General features: G+C 69.9%; 15 protein-coding genes. All 15 read left to right on the forward strand.

The genetic code is table 11. From position 1 onward, the window contains the following. Window positions 1-329: 329 nt before the first annotated feature. A complete protein-coding gene (locus DXK21_RS15040; RefSeq protein WP_114818603.1) occupies window positions 330-1,622 on the forward strand; it encodes a S41 family peptidase in 1,293 nt (430 codons plus the stop codon). Between the two features lie 15 nt (window positions 1,623-1,637). Further along, on the forward strand, window positions 1,638-2,093 hold the full coding sequence (locus DXK21_RS15045; RefSeq protein ID WP_114818591.1) for a MarR family winged helix-turn-helix transcriptional regulator: 456 nt from the start codon (window positions 1,638-1,640) through the stop codon (window positions 2,091-2,093). A 91-nt stretch (window positions 2,094-2,184) separates the two neighbouring features. Then, on the forward strand, window positions 2,185-3,549 hold the full coding sequence (locus tag DXK21_RS15050) for a hypothetical protein (RefSeq protein ID WP_114818592.1): 1,365 nt from the start codon (window positions 2,185-2,187) through the stop codon (window positions 3,547-3,549). Window positions 3,550-3,567: 18 nt separating this feature from the next. Further along, entirely contained in the window at window positions 3,568-4,383 is an 816-nt protein-coding gene (ccmI, locus tag DXK21_RS15055; protein ID WP_114818593.1) for a c-type cytochrome biogenesis protein CcmI, read from the forward strand. A gap of 33 nt (window positions 4,384-4,416) precedes the next feature. Then, window positions 4,417-4,908, forward strand: a complete 492-nt coding sequence (gene ccmE, locus DXK21_RS15060; RefSeq protein ID WP_114818594.1) for a cytochrome c maturation protein CcmE — start codon at window positions 4,417-4,419, stop codon at window positions 4,906-4,908. Then, complete coding sequence (locus DXK21_RS15065) at window positions 4,905-6,890, forward strand: heme lyase CcmF/NrfE family subunit (RefSeq protein ID WP_114818595.1); 1,986 nt, start codon at window positions 4,905-4,907, stop codon at window positions 6,888-6,890. Before ccmE ends, DXK21_RS15065 begins: the two co-directional genes overlap by 4 nt. Continuing rightward, on the forward strand, window positions 6,887-7,366 hold the full coding sequence (locus tag DXK21_RS15070; RefSeq protein WP_245945244.1) for a cytochrome c-type biogenesis protein: 480 nt from the start codon (window positions 6,887-6,889) through the stop codon (window positions 7,364-7,366). The genes DXK21_RS15065 and DXK21_RS15070 overlap by 4 nt, the downstream gene beginning before the upstream one ends. A 267-nt stretch (window positions 7,367-7,633) precedes the next feature. Further along, complete coding sequence (locus DXK21_RS15075; RefSeq protein ID WP_114818596.1) at window positions 7,634-9,187, forward strand: Do family serine endopeptidase; 1,554 nt, start codon at window positions 7,634-7,636, stop codon at window positions 9,185-9,187. 67 nt (window positions 9,188-9,254) lie between these two features. Further along, the gene (locus DXK21_RS15080) at window positions 9,255-9,926 is read left to right on the forward strand and encodes a response regulator transcription factor (protein WP_114818597.1); all 672 of its coding nucleotides are present in this window, start codon (window positions 9,255-9,257) and stop codon (window positions 9,924-9,926) included. Between the two features lie 21 nt (window positions 9,927-9,947). Then, entirely contained in the window at window positions 9,948-11,375 is a 1,428-nt protein-coding gene (locus DXK21_RS15085) for a sensor histidine kinase (RefSeq protein ID WP_114818598.1), read from the forward strand. Continuing rightward, entirely contained in the window at window positions 11,375-14,254 is a 2,880-nt protein-coding gene (locus DXK21_RS15090; RefSeq protein WP_114818599.1) for a bifunctional [glutamine synthetase] adenylyltransferase/[glutamine synthetase]-adenylyl-L-tyrosine phosphorylase, read from the forward strand. Before DXK21_RS15085 ends, DXK21_RS15090 begins: the two co-directional genes overlap by 1 nt. Window positions 14,255-14,517: 263 nt before the next feature. Further along, window positions 14,518-15,147: an EF-hand domain-containing protein gene (locus DXK21_RS15095; protein ID WP_114818600.1), complete on the forward strand. Its 630-nt coding sequence runs from the start codon at window positions 14,518-14,520 to the stop codon at window positions 15,145-15,147. A gap of 63 nt (window positions 15,148-15,210) precedes the next feature. Further along, window positions 15,211-15,783 carry an RNA polymerase sigma factor gene (locus tag DXK21_RS15100; RefSeq protein ID WP_114818601.1) on the forward strand — a complete coding sequence of 191 codons (573 nt, stop codon included), beginning with the start codon at window positions 15,211-15,213 and terminating at the stop codon, window positions 15,781-15,783. Window positions 15,784-15,799: 16 nt separating this feature from the next. After that, window positions 15,800-16,225: a hypothetical protein gene (locus DXK21_RS15105; protein WP_245945245.1), complete on the forward strand. Its 426-nt coding sequence runs from the start codon at window positions 15,800-15,802 to the stop codon at window positions 16,223-16,225. Further along, window positions 16,222-16,743 carry a periplasmic heavy metal sensor gene (locus DXK21_RS15110; RefSeq protein ID WP_114818602.1) on the forward strand — a complete coding sequence of 174 codons (522 nt, stop codon included), beginning with the start codon at window positions 16,222-16,224 and terminating at the stop codon, window positions 16,741-16,743. Before DXK21_RS15105 ends, DXK21_RS15110 begins: the two co-directional genes overlap by 4 nt. Window positions 16,744-17,551: the final 808 nt, after the last annotated feature.

The raw sequence follows: 17,551 nt of genomic DNA on the forward strand, positions 1-17,551 counted from the left end.
GTCGCCACCTTCCGCCCCGCCGTGGGTCCGCACGTTTTTACACAGCCTCGATCGATTGCGGGATTGGGCTTCGGCGCCGACAGCGGACATTAGGACGGCGGCCAAAATCATACGCCAGTTCGAGCGGACCGGGCATGGCGCCTCGCTCTGGTGTTGCGTTTACATGCTGAGGGTTCAGGGCGCCGTCCTGGCCTTCTTCAGTTCGGTTTGAAGCGCTGCGGCTCGCCGTCTCCGCTCGCCCAGCACGGGCTATTCGGTCGGGCGAAGGGGATTTGACATCGTCGATTTATACAACATATTGCGCAATATATTTCATGATGGGGTCGATGATGAAGACTCGCGCTTTCCTTTCGCTGCTGGCGGTCTTCGGTATGGGGTCGGCGCCGGTTGGGGCGCAGACGCTGGATCGGGGGGCGCAGCGGGAGTTGGTGGCGCGCCTCGATACGGCGCTGAAGCAGAACTACGTCTTTCCTGACCGCATCCCCGCCATATCGGCTGAGCTGGAGCGACGGGTGGAGGCTGGGCCGGTCGAGGCCGGGGCGTTTGCAGAGACCCTGTCGCAAGGGATGGTCAAGGCGAGCGAGGACCTGCATTTCTCGGTGGTCTTTGATCCCGAGGAGGTCGCCGCTGACCGCCAGGCGAAGGCGGGCGGCGAGACCAGCACTCAGGCGCAGCGTGACCGGGAGCGCGGGGCCAATTTCGGTTTTCGTGACGCGCGTCGGCTGGACGGCGACCTGGCCTATGTTCGCTTCGACTTCTTCGCCGATCCGCAATACGCCCAGGAGACGGCGGCGGCGGCCATGCGGTTCGCTGAAGGCGCCAAGGGGCTGATCTTCGACCTGCGCCACAACAACGGCGGGGTGCTGGAGATGGCGCAGTTCCTGATGAGCTACCTCTATCCGGCGGGCAAGGATCAGGCCTTCTTCGACTACAACTACAATGAAAAGGGCGTGCAGTTGGCGCGAAGCCAGTGGAGCCTGCCCGCCGTGCCTGGGCGGCGTTCGGGAGATATTCCCGTCGTGGTTCTGACCGGATCGACGTCGTTTTCCGCCGCCGAGTGGATGGCGTTTTCGTTGCAGCGTCTGGGGCGGGCGACCGTGATCGGGGAGCAGACCGCCGGCGGGGCGCATCCTGTGACCCGCGTGCCGGTCGACGACCGCTTCATGTTGCAGGTCCCGTTCGGCCAGATCCGCGATCCGATCAAGGGGCAGGACTTTGAGGGCGTCGGCGTGACTCCCGATCTGGCGGTCCCGGCCTCGGACGCGCTGCTGGTCGCGCAGAAATTCCTGCTGCAGAGCCGGGCGGAGGCCGGCGACGCGGACGCCAGATGGGCGCTGGTTCCGGTCGAGCTGGCGCTGGCGGGTCAGGCGCCGAGCACGGCGGATATGGACGCGGCGGCCGGGGCCTATGAGGGGCGGACGCTGGTTCGCACGCGGGGCGGTCTAGCTTATCACTGGCGGGACCGCTTCGTCCTGGCGCTCGATCCGATAGGCAAGGATCTGTTTGCGGTTCAGGGAACGGATGACTACCGCTTCCGGCTGGTGCGGGTCCGCGGCGCCGTCGCCGGACTGGAGCGCCTGGAGAAGTCTGGCGAGACGACAAGCTATCGTCGCCTGGATTGAGGAGGCGTCAGACGAATGATCGAGTTGAACCGCACCTATCTGGGCCGTCTCAGCGAGCAGCTGAGCGAACTGATCGAGCAGCAGTCGGCCGAGGTGTTCAAGCGCGCCGGTCTGGTCATTCCGGTCAAGTCGTCGTCCCTGATGATGGCGATCGCGACCTTGGGCCCGGTCTCGGTCGCCGATCTCGGGCGGGCGCTGGATCGCTCGCATCAGCTGATCCAGCAGAAGATCCCCAAGCTGGTGAAGCTGGAACTGGTCACGCGCCAGCCCGATCCCGAGGATCAGCGGGTGAGCTTGATCGCGATCACGGACAAGGGACGCGAACAGCTGGCCCTGCTGGACAGTCTGGATGGCGCGTTCGAGCGCGCCTATGACGAGATGGAGCAGGAGGCGGGGCCCGTGTTCGACGCGATCAAGCGGGCCGTCCAGTCCCTGAAGGCGCGTCCTCTGGTCGAGCGAATGGACGTCTGAACGTCTTCGCGGCGCGGCAAAATCCCCTGTTAACCCGAAGGGCGCACCCTTGGTCCCGTGGCCGGGATTCGGTTTGGCCGGAGGAGTGTGGATGGCGGACCTGTCGGTCGCGCAAAGGGCTGCTCTGGCCCAGCTGATCGCCGCTTGCCCGGATCATCTGCTGTCCCAGCTGGAAGCGCTGGCGGCGGCGATGACGGGGGATCGGGCGTGGGCGCTGCGCGACATGGTCGAGGCGGAGGGGCTGGATCGGCGTCGGCGCGACGCGGCCTTTGCGCCGCTGTCGCCGCTGTTCCGGCCGCGCGCCGACGGGCTGGAGGGGCTGAGCTTTCCGAGCGGCGTTCCGGCGCGGCTGTGGCGGCTGGCCACGCGCAATGAACCTGAACTGCTGCCGCAACTGGATCGCGACGACGAGCTGTCGCGCATGGTCGCGGACCGGCTGTGCCTGAGCGCGGCCTCGGCGGTGCGGGATCAGGGCGAGGGCCTGTGGCCCGAGGCGACGGCGGATCAAGTCGCGGAACTGGCCGCCTGTTTCGATCTGGCCGGGCTGACGCGGCGCTGTCTGGACCATCTGGAGGCCTGGATGGGCCGGCCCGGATCGGCGGCGACGGCGGAGCTGAAGCTGGCCCTGCGGCAGGCGGCGAGCATCGCGCCGGACGGGGCGGAGCGGCTGATGGAGATATTGTTCGCCCATCTGTCGGACGCGCGGATGATGCTGCGGGTCGTGGCCCACGCCACGCCGGTGGCGGGGCGCGAGACCTTTTTGGGCGAGAGCGAGCTGGCGGTCTTCATCGACCGGGTGGTGACGGCGCTGGCCCACCGGGCGGCCCAGGCCACGGCCTTTGACCCGACCGCCGAGGGCGCGGACCCGGCGACGCTGAAGGCCGATCTGGACTGGTGCGCCGAGACCCTGTCGGAGATCGACGTCAGCCTGCCGCTGCGTAGCGACAGCGCCTGGGGCAAGGCGGTGCGGCAGGCGCGGCTGAAGATCGCGCTGCGGCTGTCGGAACTGTTCACCGCGGCGGAGCGGGCGGCGGTCGCCGTCCTGCCGGTCGAGCGCACGGCCCTGGTCGGTCGAATGACCCGGCCGTCGCCAAGGCTGGATCAGCCGGTCGATGTGGCGGCTGCGGCGCGGGCCAAGGCCCTACTGGCGGTGATCGGCCTGGTGCGCGGTCCGGCGGCGGTGTTCGGCTGCGAGGCGGAACGACGCCAGACGGCGGAAGGCCTGACCGGGCGGCTGGCGACCTGGGCCGACGAGGCCATCGAGCGGCTGAACGACGGCGAGGCGGCGGACGAGGCTGTGGCGCGCAAGCGTATCGCCCTGACCGCCGAACTGCTGGGTCAGATCGGCGCGCGCGAGGCGCAGCGGACGGTGCGGCGGCGGCTGACGGTGGCCGGGGCGCCGCCCAGCGTCGCGGTCGAGGCTGCGACCTCGGGAGCCTCGCGTCGGCGCGCCTGATCCGCTAGAGCGCAGGGCATGACGATCTTCTGGATCATGACGGGACTGGCGGCGGCGATGGCCGGGCTTCTGGTGTTGGCCGGCGCGCGGCGCGGGGCGGATACCGAGGCTGTGGTCGACCGCGAGGCCGGCGCGCGCGAACTGGCTGAGCTGGACCGGCTGAAGACACGCGGCCTGCTGGACGAGGCGGGCTGGACCGCCGCGCGGGCCGAGGCGGGACGGCGGCTGCTGGCCGCGCGTCGCGATGCGCGGGCGCCGGTCGCGGGATCGAAGGACCGGGTCTGGGTGCTGGCCGGGATCGGGCTGACGGCGGCGGCGTCGCTGGCGCTCTATCTGGGGATCGGCGCGCCGGGCATGGCGGATCAGGCCTATGAGACGCGGGTGCGGGACTGGGCCTCTTCGCCCGAGACGCTGGAGCCGGCGCAGGCGGCGGCGGTCATTGGCCGCATCGTCAAGGATCGGCCCGACGATCATCAGGCCCTGGTCATGCTGGGCGCGGCGCGCTTCGAGGCGGGCGACCCCATCGGCGCGGCCTCGGCCTTCCGTCGGGCGCTGGCGATCAAGCCGGACGACGCCCAGAGCTGGGCGCGGCTGGGCGAGAGCCTGGTGCGGGCCAACGAGGGCGCGGTCGGCGGCGACGCCGAGGCAGCCTTCGTCGAGGCCTTGAAGCGCGACCCGGATCAGCTGGGCGCGCGCTATTTCCTGGGCGAGGCGGCGCTGAAGCGCGGCGACAAGGCCGGGGCGGCGGCGGCCTGGGGGCCGCTGATCGCGGCGCTGGAGCCGCACGATCCGCGCCGGGCGGAACTGCAACAACGATTGGGCGGGGCCGGATGAGCCTGCGCTGCAACCCTTCTGTGATGTCCTGACATGAGCTGGCTTCCCAAATCGCCCAAGGCGCGGCGGCGTCTGTGGATCGTGGCCGCGGCGGCGCCGGTGCTGGCCCTGGCGGTCGGCCTGTCGCTGTGGGCCATGAAGGACAATGTCACCTACTTCTTCTCGCCGTCCGAAGTGACCGAGGAAGCGGCGCCGGCGGGGCGGGTGATCCGTCTGGGCGGGCTGGTCGAGGCCGGCAGCGTGGTCAAGGGCGCGGACGGGACGGTGGCCTTCGTCGTCACCGACAACGCCGGGACCGCCAAGGTCAGCTATCACGGCGACCTGCCCGACCTGTTCCGCGAGGGGCAGGGCATCGTAGCCCAGGGCGCCTTCCGCCCCGACCGCGTGTTTGAAGCCAGTCAGGTGCTGGCCAAGCACGACGAGACCTATATGCCGCGCGAAGTCGCCGACCGGCTGAAGGAAAAGGGCGAGTGGCGGCCTGAGACGGGCGAAGCGCCCCCGAGCCAAGCGAGCCGCAGCCTGTGATCGTCGAACTGGGGGCGTTTGCGCTGATCCTGGCCCTGGTCTTGGCGGGGTTGACGACGGCGCTGGCGACGGCGGGGCGGCTGAGGCTGAGCCCGGTGCTGGCGGGGGCCGGGGGCGGGGCGCTGATCGCCTCGGCAGCGGCGACGGCCCTGGCGTTTGCGGCCCTGATCTACGCCTTTGCGGTGTCGGACTTCTCGGTGTCGAACGTGGCCCTGAACAGCCACACCGACAAGCCGATGCTCTACAAGGTGGCCGCCGCCTGGGGCAGCCATGAAGGCTCGCTGGTGCTGTGGTGTCTGGTCATGACCGGCTTCGGCGGGGCGCTGGCGCAGGCGCGCGGCCTGCCGTTCGGGCTGAAGACGTCGAGCGTGGCGGTGCAGGGCGCGCTGTCGACCATGTTCCTGGCCTTCGCCGTCTTTACGTCGAACCCGTTCGCCCGGCTGGACCCGGCCCCGGTGCAGGGGGCGTCGCTGAACCCCCTGTTGCAGGACCCGGCGCTCGCCTTCCATCCGCCGCTGCTCTACGCGGGCTATGTCGGGTTTTCGGTCTGTTTCTCGCTGGCGGTCGCCGCCCTGATCGAGAAGCGGGTCGATCCGGCCTGGGGCCGCTGGGTGCGGCCGTGGGCGCTGGCGTCCTGGGCCTTTCTGACGGTCGGCATCCTGCTGGGGTCCTTCTGGGCCTATTACGAGCTGGGGTGGGGCGGCTGGTGGTTCTGGGACCCGGTCGAGAACGCCAGCTTCATGCCGTGGCTGGCGGGGGCGGCCCTGCTGCACTCGGCCATCGTCACCGAGCGGCGCGGGGCGCTGGCGGGATGGACGGTCTTCCTCGCTATTCTGGCCTTCACCTTCTCCATGCTGGGGGCGTTTCTGGTGCGCTCGGGCGTCCTGACCAGCGTCCACGCCTTCGCCGTCGATCCCGAGCGGGGCATGATGCTGCTGGCCATCCTGGGCGTGGCGGCGGGCGCGGCCTTCATCCTATTTGCGTTCCGGGCGCCGGCGATCCGGTCGGGCGCGGCCTTTGCGCCGATCAGCCGCGAAGGCGCGCTGGTGCTGAACAACCTCTTCCTGACGGCGGCGGCGGCGACGGTGCTGCTGGGGACGCTGTATCCGCTGATCCTCGAGGGGATTTCGGGCGCGACCATTTCGGTGGGGCCGCCCTATTTCGCCGCGACCTTCGTGCCCCTGCTGCTGGTGGCCTGCCTGATCCTGCCCGCCGGGCCTCTGCTGGCGTGGAAGCGCGGCGACCTGAAGGGGGCCTTGCAGCGGCTGTGGCTGGCGGCGGGTCTGGCGGTCGTGGCGGCGTTCGCGGCCTTCCTGCTGTTCGAGCCGAGGAAGGCGCTGGCGGCGGCGGGTCTGGGCGTCGGGGCCTGGCTGATCCTGGGGGCGCTGGCCGAGGTCGGCGTGCGCACCAAGGCCTTCCGGGCGCCGCTGGCTGAGACCTTGCGCCGGGGCAAGGGTCTGCCGCTGGGGGCCTGGGGCATGGCCCTGGCCCACGCGGGTCTGGGCGTCTTCATCCTGGGGGCTGTGGTCGAGACCAGCTTCAAGGCCGAGGCGGCGGCGGCCGTGCCCCTGGGCGGCGTGGTCTCGTCGGGGCCGTGGCGGGTGAGACTTGACGCGGTCGAGGTGATCGAGGGGCCGAACTATCTGGCCGAGCAGGGGCGGCTGACGGTCATGCCGGTCGAGGGGCGTGCGGTCGAGCGCGTCGTCACCGCCGAGCGCCGCTTCTTCCCGGCGGGCGGGCAGACGACGACCGAGGTGGGGCTCGACTTCCGCGGGCTGGACGACGTCTATGTGGTCATGGGCGAGCGGGCGCGCGCGGACGACGGCCAGCAGGCCTGGACGGTCCGGGTCTATTACAATCCGTGGGCGCGGCTGATCTTCCTCGGCCCGGCGATCATGGCCCTGGGCGGGGTGCTGTCCCTGATGGATCGGCGGCTGCGGGTCGGGGCGGGTTCGCGTCGCAAGATGGAGGTCAAGGCGTGAGGCGGCTGGCGGCGTTGGCGGGGGCGCTGGCTCTCGCGGCGGGCGCGGCGATGGCGGAGCCGCCACCGGCGCCGGATCGGCCTCTGCCGGACGCGGCGCAGGAGGCGCGGGCGCGGGCCCTGTTCGGCGACATCCGCTGCGTCGTCTGCCAGCACGAATCCATCGCCGACAGCCCGGCGGGCATCGCCGCCGACATGCGCCGTCTGGTGCGCGAGGAGATCGCGGCGGGCAAGAGCGATCAGGCGGTGCGTCAGGATCTGGTGCGGCGTTACGGCGACTATGTCCTGTTCCAGCCGCCGGTGCGGGCCGGGACCTGGCTGCTGTGGTTCGGGCCGTTCGCCCTGGTGCTGGGGGCGGGGGCGGTGTTCGTGTGGCGGGCGCGGCGGCGGCGGGTCGAGGTGCAGCCTCTGACGGCGGACGAGGAACGGGCGTTGGCGGAACTCACCGCCGAGTCTGACGAGGCCGAGCGCGGATAGTCGGCCGCAGCTGTCGCGCCACCCGCGCCTAGCCCTGAAAGGGCATGCTTGCACCCCCTCCCAACCCTCCCCCCTCGAGGGGGAGGGCCTTTGTTTCTGTCCAAAGCGAAAGCGTTTCGCCGCGATCCTGACGCACGCGCGCCTCACGGCGAACGCGGATCAGGGACAACCATCGCGAGGGCGTGCATTGGCTTAGGCTGCAACCCCCTATATCCATGGGCGAACGGAGCTTTTGGAGCTCCAGATTTCAGGACTGCAAGGACGACGATGCTGAAACGCAAGGAGTTCATTCTAGGGGCGGCCGTCGGCCTGTCCTTCGCTGCTGTCGCGACGGCGGGCGGGGTCATTACGTGGCCGGGCGCCCATGCGGCGCCCGCAGCGGCGCAGGCGGGACGGCTGGTTCCCTCGGCCGGGGCCGCCGGTCTGGCCTTTGCGCCGCCGCAGGGCGCGCCGCTCAGCTTCGCCGACATCTTCCAGCAGGTCGCGCCCGCCGTGGTGCAGATCGACGTCAAGACGCGGGTGCAGCGGCCCACCGGCATGTTGCAGATCCCCGGCTTCGGCGCCGTGCCCATTCCCGGCGCGCCGCGCGGCGGGGGGTCGGGCGAGAACGAAGACGATTCGACCACGGCTCTGGGCGCCGGTTCAGGCTTCCTGATCTCGGCCGACGGTTTCATCGTCACCAACAACCACGTCGTCGAGAACGCCGAGGAGATCAACGTCAAGTTCAGCGACGGGCGCGAGCTGAAGGCGCGTCTGATCGGTCGCGACGAAGGCACGGACCTGGCGGTCATCAAGGTCGAAGGCGACGCCTTCCCGTTCGTCAGTTTTGAAGAGTCCGCTGCGCCGCGCGTTGGCGACTGGGTCATCGCCGTGGGCAACCCCTTCGGCCTGGGCGGCACGGCCACGGCGGGCATCGTCTCGGCCATGTCGCGCGACATCGATCCGGCGGGCTACAACGAATATCTGCAGATCGACGCGGCCATCAACCGGGGCAACTCGGGCGGGCCGACCTTCGACATCTATGGTCGGGTGATCGGGGTCAATACGGCGATCTTCTCGCCGACGGGCGGCTCGGTCGGCATCGGCTTCGCCATTCCGGCCTCGACCGCCAAGAGCGTGACCGACAAGCTGATGCGCGGCGAGACCGTCGAGCGCGGCTATCTGGGCGTGCAGATCGTCACCCTGTCCAGCGAGGCGGCGGCGGCCCTGGGCCTGCCCGAGAACACCAAGGGCGCCTATGTCGGCGACGTCACGGCTGACGGCCCCGCCGACAAGGCCGGGATGAAGGTCGAGGACATCGTGGTCAGCGTGAATGGCGAAGCCATCGACAGCTCGACCGAGCTGACGCGCCGCGTGGCCCGCGCCAAGGTCGGCGACGCCCTGCGGCTGGAAGTGCTGCGCGACGGTCGCCGCCAGACGCTGAACGTTCGCGCCGGTCGTCGTCCGTCCGAGGCCGAGCTGCGCGCAGGTTCAGGCGAGGACGAAGGCGAACAGGCGACGCCGTCAGCCCCCGCCGGGCAGGCGGTGGAAGGCATGACCGTGACCGGGATCACCCCGGCCCTGCGGCAGCGCTACTCCATCCCGGACGGCGTCAACGGCGTGGTGGTGACGGCGGTGGAGCCGCGCTCCAAGGCCGGGCAGATGCAGATGCCGGTAGGCACGGTCATCATGCGGGCCAACAACCGCGTGGTGTCTTCGGCGGCGGACCTCAAGGCGGCGGTCGATGCGGCCCGGTCGGCGGGACGCCCCGGTGTGCTGCTGCTGGTGCGCACGTCCAGCGGCAACACCTCGGTCGTGTTGGAGCTTTCCAAGTCTGAATAAGGCGTAACTCACGGGATCGGCGGCGATGCGCTAACATCGCCGCCGAATCTGTATTCAGGAGGGGTCCATGCGTATTCTGGTGGTTGAGGACGACGCTGAAGCGGCGACGGCGATGGTGCGCGGCCTGAGCGAGGCCGGGCACGAGGTCACGCACGCGGTGGACGGCGCCTTCGGCTTGCTGGAGTCGCAAAAGGGCGGCTACGACGTCTATGTCGTGGACCGCATGATGCCGCGTCTGGACGGCGTCGGCATGGTCGAGACGGTGCGCAAGGGCGGCGATCAGACGCCGGTCCTGTTCCTGTCGGCGCTCGGCGAGGTCGAGGACCGGGTGACGGGGCTGAAGGCCGGCGCCGACGATTACCTTGTGAAGCCCTATGCCTTCGCCGAACTGATCGCGCGGGTCGAGGCCCTGGCGCGCCGTCGCGAGACGGGCGGGGTGCAGACCGTGCTCAAGGTCGGCGACCTGGAGATGAACCTGATCGCCCGCACCGTGCATCGCGGCGCGACCGAGATCGACCTTCAGCCGCGCGAGTTCCAGTTGCTGGAGTTCCTGATGCGCCACGCCGGCCAGTCGGTGACGCGCACCATGCTGCTGGAGAAGGTGTGGGAATACCACTTCGACCCACAGACCAACGTCATCGACGTCCACATCAGCCGCCTGCGCTCCAAGATCGACAAGGGTTTCGACCGGGCCATGCTGCAAACCGTGCGCGGCGCGGGGTATCGGCTGGAGGCGTAAGCCTTCAGCCTCCCGCCTGATATGAAACTGCCCTCGCTTTTCAGGCGGACGCCGTTTCGGCTGACGCTGCTGTTTCTGGCGCTGTTCGTGGCCACGGCCAGCGCGGTGCTGGCCTACGTCTATGTCGCCTCGGCGTCGGAGGCGCGGGCGCGAGCCGAGGCGGGGGTGCGGGCCGAGGTGGAGGCCCTGACGGCGGTTTACCGGACGCGGGGCGTGGACGCCCTGAACCAGGCGCTAGTCGACCGGACGCTGCGGGGCGGGTCCTATCTCTATCTGCTGATGGACAAGGATCGGAAGACGATCACCGGCAATATCTCGACCTCGCCGCTGGAGCCGGGGGCGGCGGTGCAGGGCGGGCGCTGGGACGATTTCCGCCTGACCGACACCGACGAGGCCGGCAAGGTCCGCAAGCGTCAGGCCATCGGCGTCGAGATGCCGCTGGCGGGCGGCGAGCAGTTGTTCGTCGGTGAGGACATCGGCGACATCGAGGCCTATCTGGCGCGCCTGACCCAGGCCCTGTGGGGGGCCATGATCATGGTCCTGATCCTCGGCATCGGCGGCGGTCTGGTGATCAGTCGCCGCGTGGAAAAGTCGATGAGCGGGCTCAACCGCGTGGTCATGGCGGTGCAGGAGGGCGACCTGAAGGTGCGGGCGCCCGTCACCCATTCGGGCGATGAACTGGACGAGCTGGGTCAGGGGCTGAACACCATGCTGGACCGGCTGGAGGCCTCGATGGCCTCGATCCGCCATGCGGGGGACGCCATCGCCCACGACCTGCGCTCGCCGCTGACGCGGATGCGGGCCAAGCTGGAGGTGGCGCTGATGGACGCCGACGCCGGCAAGGTGTCGGGGGTGGACGCCCTTGGCATCGCGCTGGACGAGGCGGACCTGTTGCTGAAGACCTTCAACACGGTTCTGGCCATCGCGCGGCTGCAAGCGGGCGGGGCGCCCGATCCCAAGGTGTTCGACGCCGCCGAACTGGCCACGGACATGGCCGAGCTGTACGAGCCCTCGGGCGAGGACAAGGGGCTGGAGTTCTCGTCGGAGATCGAGAAGGGGCTGATGATCGAGGGCAATCAGCCCTTCCTGGCCCAGGCCCTGGCCAACATCATCGACAACGCTATCAAATACACGCCGTCGGGCGGGGCGGTGAAGTTCCGGGCGCGACGGCGGTCGTCGGGCGAGATCGAGTTTTCCGTCACCGACACCGGGCCGGGCGTGCCGGACGAGGACCGCGAGCGCGTGCTGCAACGCTTCGTTCGGCTGGACAACAGCCGCACCGAGGCGGGCTCGGGTCTGGGTCTGTCGCTGGTGACGGCGGTGGCCGAGGCCCACGGCGGGCGGGTGCAGCTGGATGAAGGACCGGGGGCCTATGGCGGGCAGGGGCCGGGTCTGCGGGTGGCCCTGATCCTGCCCCCTGCCAGTGGAACCGCGAGCGGGACGAACTGATGAGTGACGCTCTGGGTCTGAGGCTGAAGCCGTGCGGGCCGGTGCGCCATGCGGAGGCGGCGGGCCGCATCCATGAGCGGCTGGTCGAGGCGGCGGAGGCGAAAGGCTGGCGCGCGACGCTGGACGGGGCCTGGGGGGCGCTGGAGCCGGTGTTCGCGGCCTCGCCCTATCTGGGCGGGCTGGCGCGGCGCTGGCCGGAGCGGCTGAGGCAGATCCTGGAGACGGCGCCGGAGACGCGGCTGGCTGAAATCCTGGCCGCGACCGAGGCGATCGACGGACCGGCGGACGAGGCCAAGGCGCCGCTGCGTTGGCTTAAGGCGGAACTGCATCTGCTGACGGCCCTGGCCGATCTCGGCGGGGTCTGGGATCTGGATGCGGTCACAGGGGCGCTGTCGCGGTTCGCCGACGCCACGGCCCAGGCGGCGCTGCGCTGTCTGGCCCACGATCAACGCCGACGCGGCAAGCTGACCTCGGCGGCGGATGATCCGCGCGGGCCTGTGCCGGGCCTGTTCGTCCTGGCCATGGGCAAGGGCGGGGCGTTCGAGCTGAACTATTCCTCGGACATCGACCTGTCGCTCTTCTTCGAGCCGGATGTCTTGGAAGGCGCGCTGGGCGAGGGCGTGGAGGCGCAGGGCTTCGTCAACCGCCTGGCCCAGGGTCTGGCGACCCTGCTGAGCGAGCGGACGGCGGACGGCTATGTCTTCCGGGTGGATCTGAGGCTGAGGCCCGATCCGTCCTCGACCCCGCCAGTGGTCGCGGCGCCCATGGCCCTGGCCTATTACGAATCCGTCGGACAGAACTGGGAGCGGGCGGCCTTCATCAAGGCGCGGGTCTGCGCCGGGGACATGGGCGAGGGCGCGGACTTCCTGAAGGCTCTGGTCCCCTTCGTCTGGCGCCGCAGCCTGGACTATCAGGCGGTGCTCGACATCCAGTCGATCAAGAAACAGATCCACGTCCACAAGACCGGCGAGGGGCTGGACGCGGCGGGGGCCAATCTGAAGCTGGGGCGCGGCGGCATCCGCGAGATCGAATTCTATGTCCAGACCCAGCAGCTGATCCTGGGCGGACGCGATCCGGGGCTGAGGTCGTCGCGGACGCTGGAGGCGCTGGACGCCCTGACCGAGCGCGGCCATGTGGCGCCCCAGGCGCGCGACGAACTGGCCGCCGCCTATGTCGAGCTGCGCGGGCTGGAGCACCGGGTGCAGATGCTGGCCGACGAGCAGAGCCATGTGCTGCCGGTCGATCCCGAGCGCCGGGCCGACGTGGCGGCGCTGGCGGGCGAGGGCGATCTGGGCCTGTTCGACGCCGGGGTCGAAAGCCTGCTGATGGGCGTCAATCAGCGCTATGGCGAATTGTTCGAGGGCGGCGAAGAGCTGTCGTCCCCCTATGGCAGTCTGGTCTTCACCGGGGTCGAGAATGATCCGGGCACGCTTGAGACGCTGAAGCGGATGGGCTTTTCCGAGCCCGCGACCGTGTCAGACACAATCCGCAGCTGGCACCACGGGCGCATTCCGGCGACGCGGACGGCGCGGGGGCGCGAGCTGTTCACACGCCTGGCCCCGCAGTTGCTGACGGCGGTGGCCAAGACGGGGGCGCCGGATGCGGCGTTTCGGCGGTTCGCGGTCTTCTTTTCCGGTCTGAGCGCCGGGGTGCAGGTGCAGGCCCTGTTCCTGAACCAGCCCAAGCTGTTCGATCTGGTGGTCGGGGTCATGGCCTTCGCGCCTAGACTGGCGCGCGCCCTGGGCCGTCAGCCTCAGGCGCTGGACGGCATTCTGGACGCCCGGTTCCTGACGGCGCTGGGCACGGACACGGGTCTGGCCGATCAGGTGGTGCGCGAGGCGCACGAGGCGGGCGACTTCGAGGGGGCCATGAACGCCGTGCGCCGCCTGCACCGCGAGCAGACCTTCCGCATCGGCATGCACGTTATCACTGGCCGGACGACGGCGGAGCAGGCCGGGCTGACCAACACCTCCCTGGCCGACGCCTGCATGAGGGGCCTGGCGCCGGCGGCCCTGACCGAGGCCGAGCGGATGGGCGGGGCGTTCGAGGGCGCGGTCGCCGTGGTGGCCCTGGGCAAGGCCGGGTCGCGCGAGATGACGGCGGGGTCGGATCTGGATCTGATGACCGTCTATGCGGCGGCGCCCGAGGCGGTCTCGGCGGGCAAGGGCTGGAGCGCGGACCTGTTTTACGGCCGCTTCACCCAGAGGCTGATCGCCGCCCTGTCGGCGCACACCGCCGAGGGCGGGTTGTACGAGGTGGACATGCGGCTGCGGCCCACCGGGTCCAAGGGGCCGGTGTCGGTGCGGCTGGAGGCGCTGGACGACTACTACGCCACCGAGGCCGAGACCTGGGAGTTCATGGCCCTGACGCGCGGGCGGCTGGTCTGGGCCAGCGACGAGGCCTTCGGCGCGCGGGTCGAGGCGACGCTGGAGGCGGCGCTACGACGGCCCAGGCCTGGGGTGGACGTGGCGCGTGACGTGCGGGCCATGCGCGATCTGATGGATCGCGAGCGGCGGCCCAAGGGCTTCTGGGACCTGAAGCTGTCGGCGGGGGCGCAGGTGGACGCCGAGTTCGTGGCCCAGTACCGCCAGCTGTGCGCGGCGGCGGCGGGCGAGCCGTTGACCGTCTCGACGCTGGAGGCGCTGAAGGACGATCCCATCCTGGCCGACAGCTGGCGCACGCATCAGCAACTGGGTCAGCTGATGGCCTGCGCCTTCGAGGACAAGGGCGACCCGGATGCGGAGCCGGCGGGCTTCCAGCAGCGGCTGGCGGCGACGGTGGGGGTGGCGGACTTTGACACGCTGAAGGCGCGGCTGATCGATCTGCGCCTGCGGGCCCGGCGGGCGTTCGAGGCGGCGCTGCCGAGCGCAGAGGCCTGAGCCACGGCTCTCCTGCTCCCTTCCCCCTCGAGGGGGGAGGGGCCGGGGATGGGGGTGTGGACGCTAAGGTGTGCTTTTAGGCGCGGGCGGCTGGAGGGTCGGCGTCTCCAGTGCATGACCGGCTGATCGCATGGCTGCACCCCCACCCAACCCTCCCCCCTCGAGGGGGAGGGCTATCTTTGTCGGCGACGGAAACTGATCCGACCGGCGTTCTACTTCTCGACAGGGATGTTTTCGGGCTGAGGCCCGCGGAGACCATCGAGATGAACAAGACCCTTGGCGGGATCGCCGCCATCGCCATTCTGACCGTTTTCGGCGGCGTGGCCGTCGCGCAAACCGCAACCCCGCAGCGGCCTGCGCGCGCTATGGCTCAGCCGGTGTCGCAAGCTGACTTCGTCCAGCGCCGGGTGGAGCGTCTGCGCGCCGCCGACGCCGACCGCGACGGCACGGTCACGGCTGAGGAAATGCGCGCTGCCGGTCAGGCCAAGCGGGCCGAGCGCCGCACCGCCATGTTCGACCGTCTGGACGCGAACAAGGACGGCGCCATCAGCCGGGCCGAGTTCGAGGCGCCGCGCGCCGACGGCCAGCGGGCCGGTCCCGGCGAGCGCGGCCCGCGTGCTGAACACGCCGGTCGCGGTCATCGCGGCGGGATGCAGCGCGGAGCCCAGCGCATGGGTCGCAACGGCGAAGGCCGGTTCCCCGTCGTCATCGCCGAGGCTGAGCGCAAGGCGACCGAGGCCTTCGCCCGGCTGGACGCCAACCGCGACGGTTCGCTGACCGGCGAAGAGCGTCGCGCAGGGATGCAGGCGCGTCGCGCCGAGATGCGCGAGAAGCGTCAGGAGCGGCGTCATGCGGCCCCGGCGGCGTCGCCTTCGACGCCCGCTTCGGAGTAAGGAAGATGTCGGGGAAGGCGGTCCGACCGTCGGCCCGTTTCGTGAACGGCGAAAGAGGCTGGATTGGCGAAGACCGCCGACCCCGACGAGGAACTGGTGCGGCGCGTGGGTCAGGGCGACCCCGCGGCGATCCAGGCCATGGTCGCCAGGAAGCTGCCGCGCATGCTGATGCTGGCGCAGCGGATGCTGGGCGATGCGACGGAGGCTGAGGACGTGGCCCAGGAGGCGATGCTGAGAGCCTGGAGACAGGCGCCGCGCTGGGCGCCGGGTCAGGCCAAGTTCGACACCTGGCTGCACCGGGTGGGGCTGAACCTCTGCTACGATCGGCTGCGGCGTCGGCGCGAGATCGCGACGGATACGCCGCCGGATCGACCCGACGACGGGCCGGCGCCGGACAGCGGTCTGCTGGCGCAGGAGACCGGCGCGCGGGTCGAGGCGGCCCTGGCGAAGCTGCCGGAACGGCAGCGCGAGGCCATCGTCCTGTGTCACTATCAGGAACTGGGAAACATCGAGGCGGCGGGGCTGATGAACGTCAGCGTCGAGGCCCTGGAGAGCCTGCTGTCGCGTGGACGGCGGGCGTTGCGGACGGCGCTGGCCGATATGGCACCGGATGCAGTGAGAGCGGCGAATGGGTAAGGCGGGGGCTGGAACCATGACGATGACGTACGAGCGGTTTGAATATCTGACCGACGCCTATGGCGGCGACCTGCGACGCTGGCCCGAGGCCGAGCGCGAGGCGGCGCGGCGGTTGCGGGATCTTGATCCGCGCGCGGCGGTCCTGCTGCGCGAGGCCGACGGGCTGGACGCCCTGCTGGACGCTGCGCCGCGACCGGCGCCGTCGCATCTCTTGCGAGAACAGGTGATCGCCAGCGCGGCGGGGGCGGGGCTGCGGGCGCGTCGGCGCGGTCCTGGGCCTCTGGCCTGGCTGTCGGGCGCCGGATGGGCGGCGGCGGCCTGCGCCGGGGTGGTGTTCGGGGTCAATCTGACCAGCCACCTGACCGCCGACGTTCAGGCGGATGCAGTGCTGTACCAGGCCAGTCTGGCCGGTGCGGACGACACGGAGGTTCTGGGCGGATGACGTCGCGCAGTTTGAAGATCGCCCTGGCCGTTTCGGTCGCCCTGAACGTCTTTGCGGCGGCGGCTGTCGGCACCGTCTGGGTGGCGCGCGACAAGATCGAGCACCGCGTGGCCGAGGCGCACAAGCCGGGCCGCAGAGAGCCGGTCTGGGACGTCATCGAGCGGATGGACCCGGCGGTGCGCGATCAGGTCAAGACGCAGTTGCGCGCCGCCGCCATGCAGGCGCGGCCCGACTTTGACGAGGCGCGGGCGGCGCGGCGCGAGGCCATCGCCCTGACCGGGGCCGAGAGCTTTGATCCGGTGGCGGTCGCGGCCCTGCTGGAACGCTCGCGGGCGTCCGAGGCGCGCGGCCGCTCGCGGCTGGAGACCGGGGCGGTCGAGACCCTGAGGCAGCTCAGCCCCGCCGACCGCAAGGCCTTGGCGCCCATCCTGTCGCGTCACAAGCCGAGGCGGGACGCGCGCAAACCCGATAAGGCCGAGAAGGCGGCGACGCCTGTGGCGGCGCCGGTCCGCCCGTAATCTTGCCCGTCATCCCGAACGGCCGTCAGGCCGATCGGAGACCCAGGCATCGGCAGCGGGGCTGACCACCAAAACCGGATGCTGAAAGCTGACCTGATGAACGTCAGCCGAGGGTGGTTAGCGGACATACCGGCGCTCGCCTACCAAGCTCCCCCGAAGAACTCTACTGCGTCGAGGCCTGCTGCGCGTGAGTCTATGTAAAATTGCTCAGCATCTGCCCTGCCGCAGCTCTTTCTATGGATGCCCCGCGCGATGAACGCTTCAGGCACTCTCGAAGTGAGATTTGGTCTCTTATCCGCCTTTCCATCTTCATAGGAACGCGTGAGAAGGCCATCCACTTCATCAAACCTGTTGCACAAGCGGGCGAACGGTTCGTCGGAGCCAACAGCCAAGACATAGGATGCTACCGGATCCCCATTCTCAGACCAGGCTTTGAGATCGGATCTAGCAAAACGCTCAGTGATGCACCTAGGATTCAGGCCGCGAACAACCAGACCGTCAGCGTTTCGCGTCAAAAATTGTGGTGCCTCGAACTCAGTTGGTGAGCGGTCATCAAGGAGACGCGGGCAACTAGATGAAGCGGACAGCGATACGAGGTCCGTCAACGTGGAACTATCGACAGATCCGCTACCCTCGAACACGTCGGCAAGGTTTTGATCCGAGCACGCTGACATAAGCAGCCCTATCGAAAACAAGGGTACGAGTATCTTCATAACGCCAATGATGTGAGATGGCGTGAAGGTCCGCAACGGGTCGAGGCTGTGTAAAAACGTGCGGACCCACGGCGGGGCGGAAGGTGGCGACGAGG

It is taken from the genome of Brevundimonas bullata (assembly GCF_003350205.1).
GTDB lineage: Bacteria > Pseudomonadota > Alphaproteobacteria > Caulobacterales > Caulobacteraceae > Brevundimonas > Brevundimonas bullata.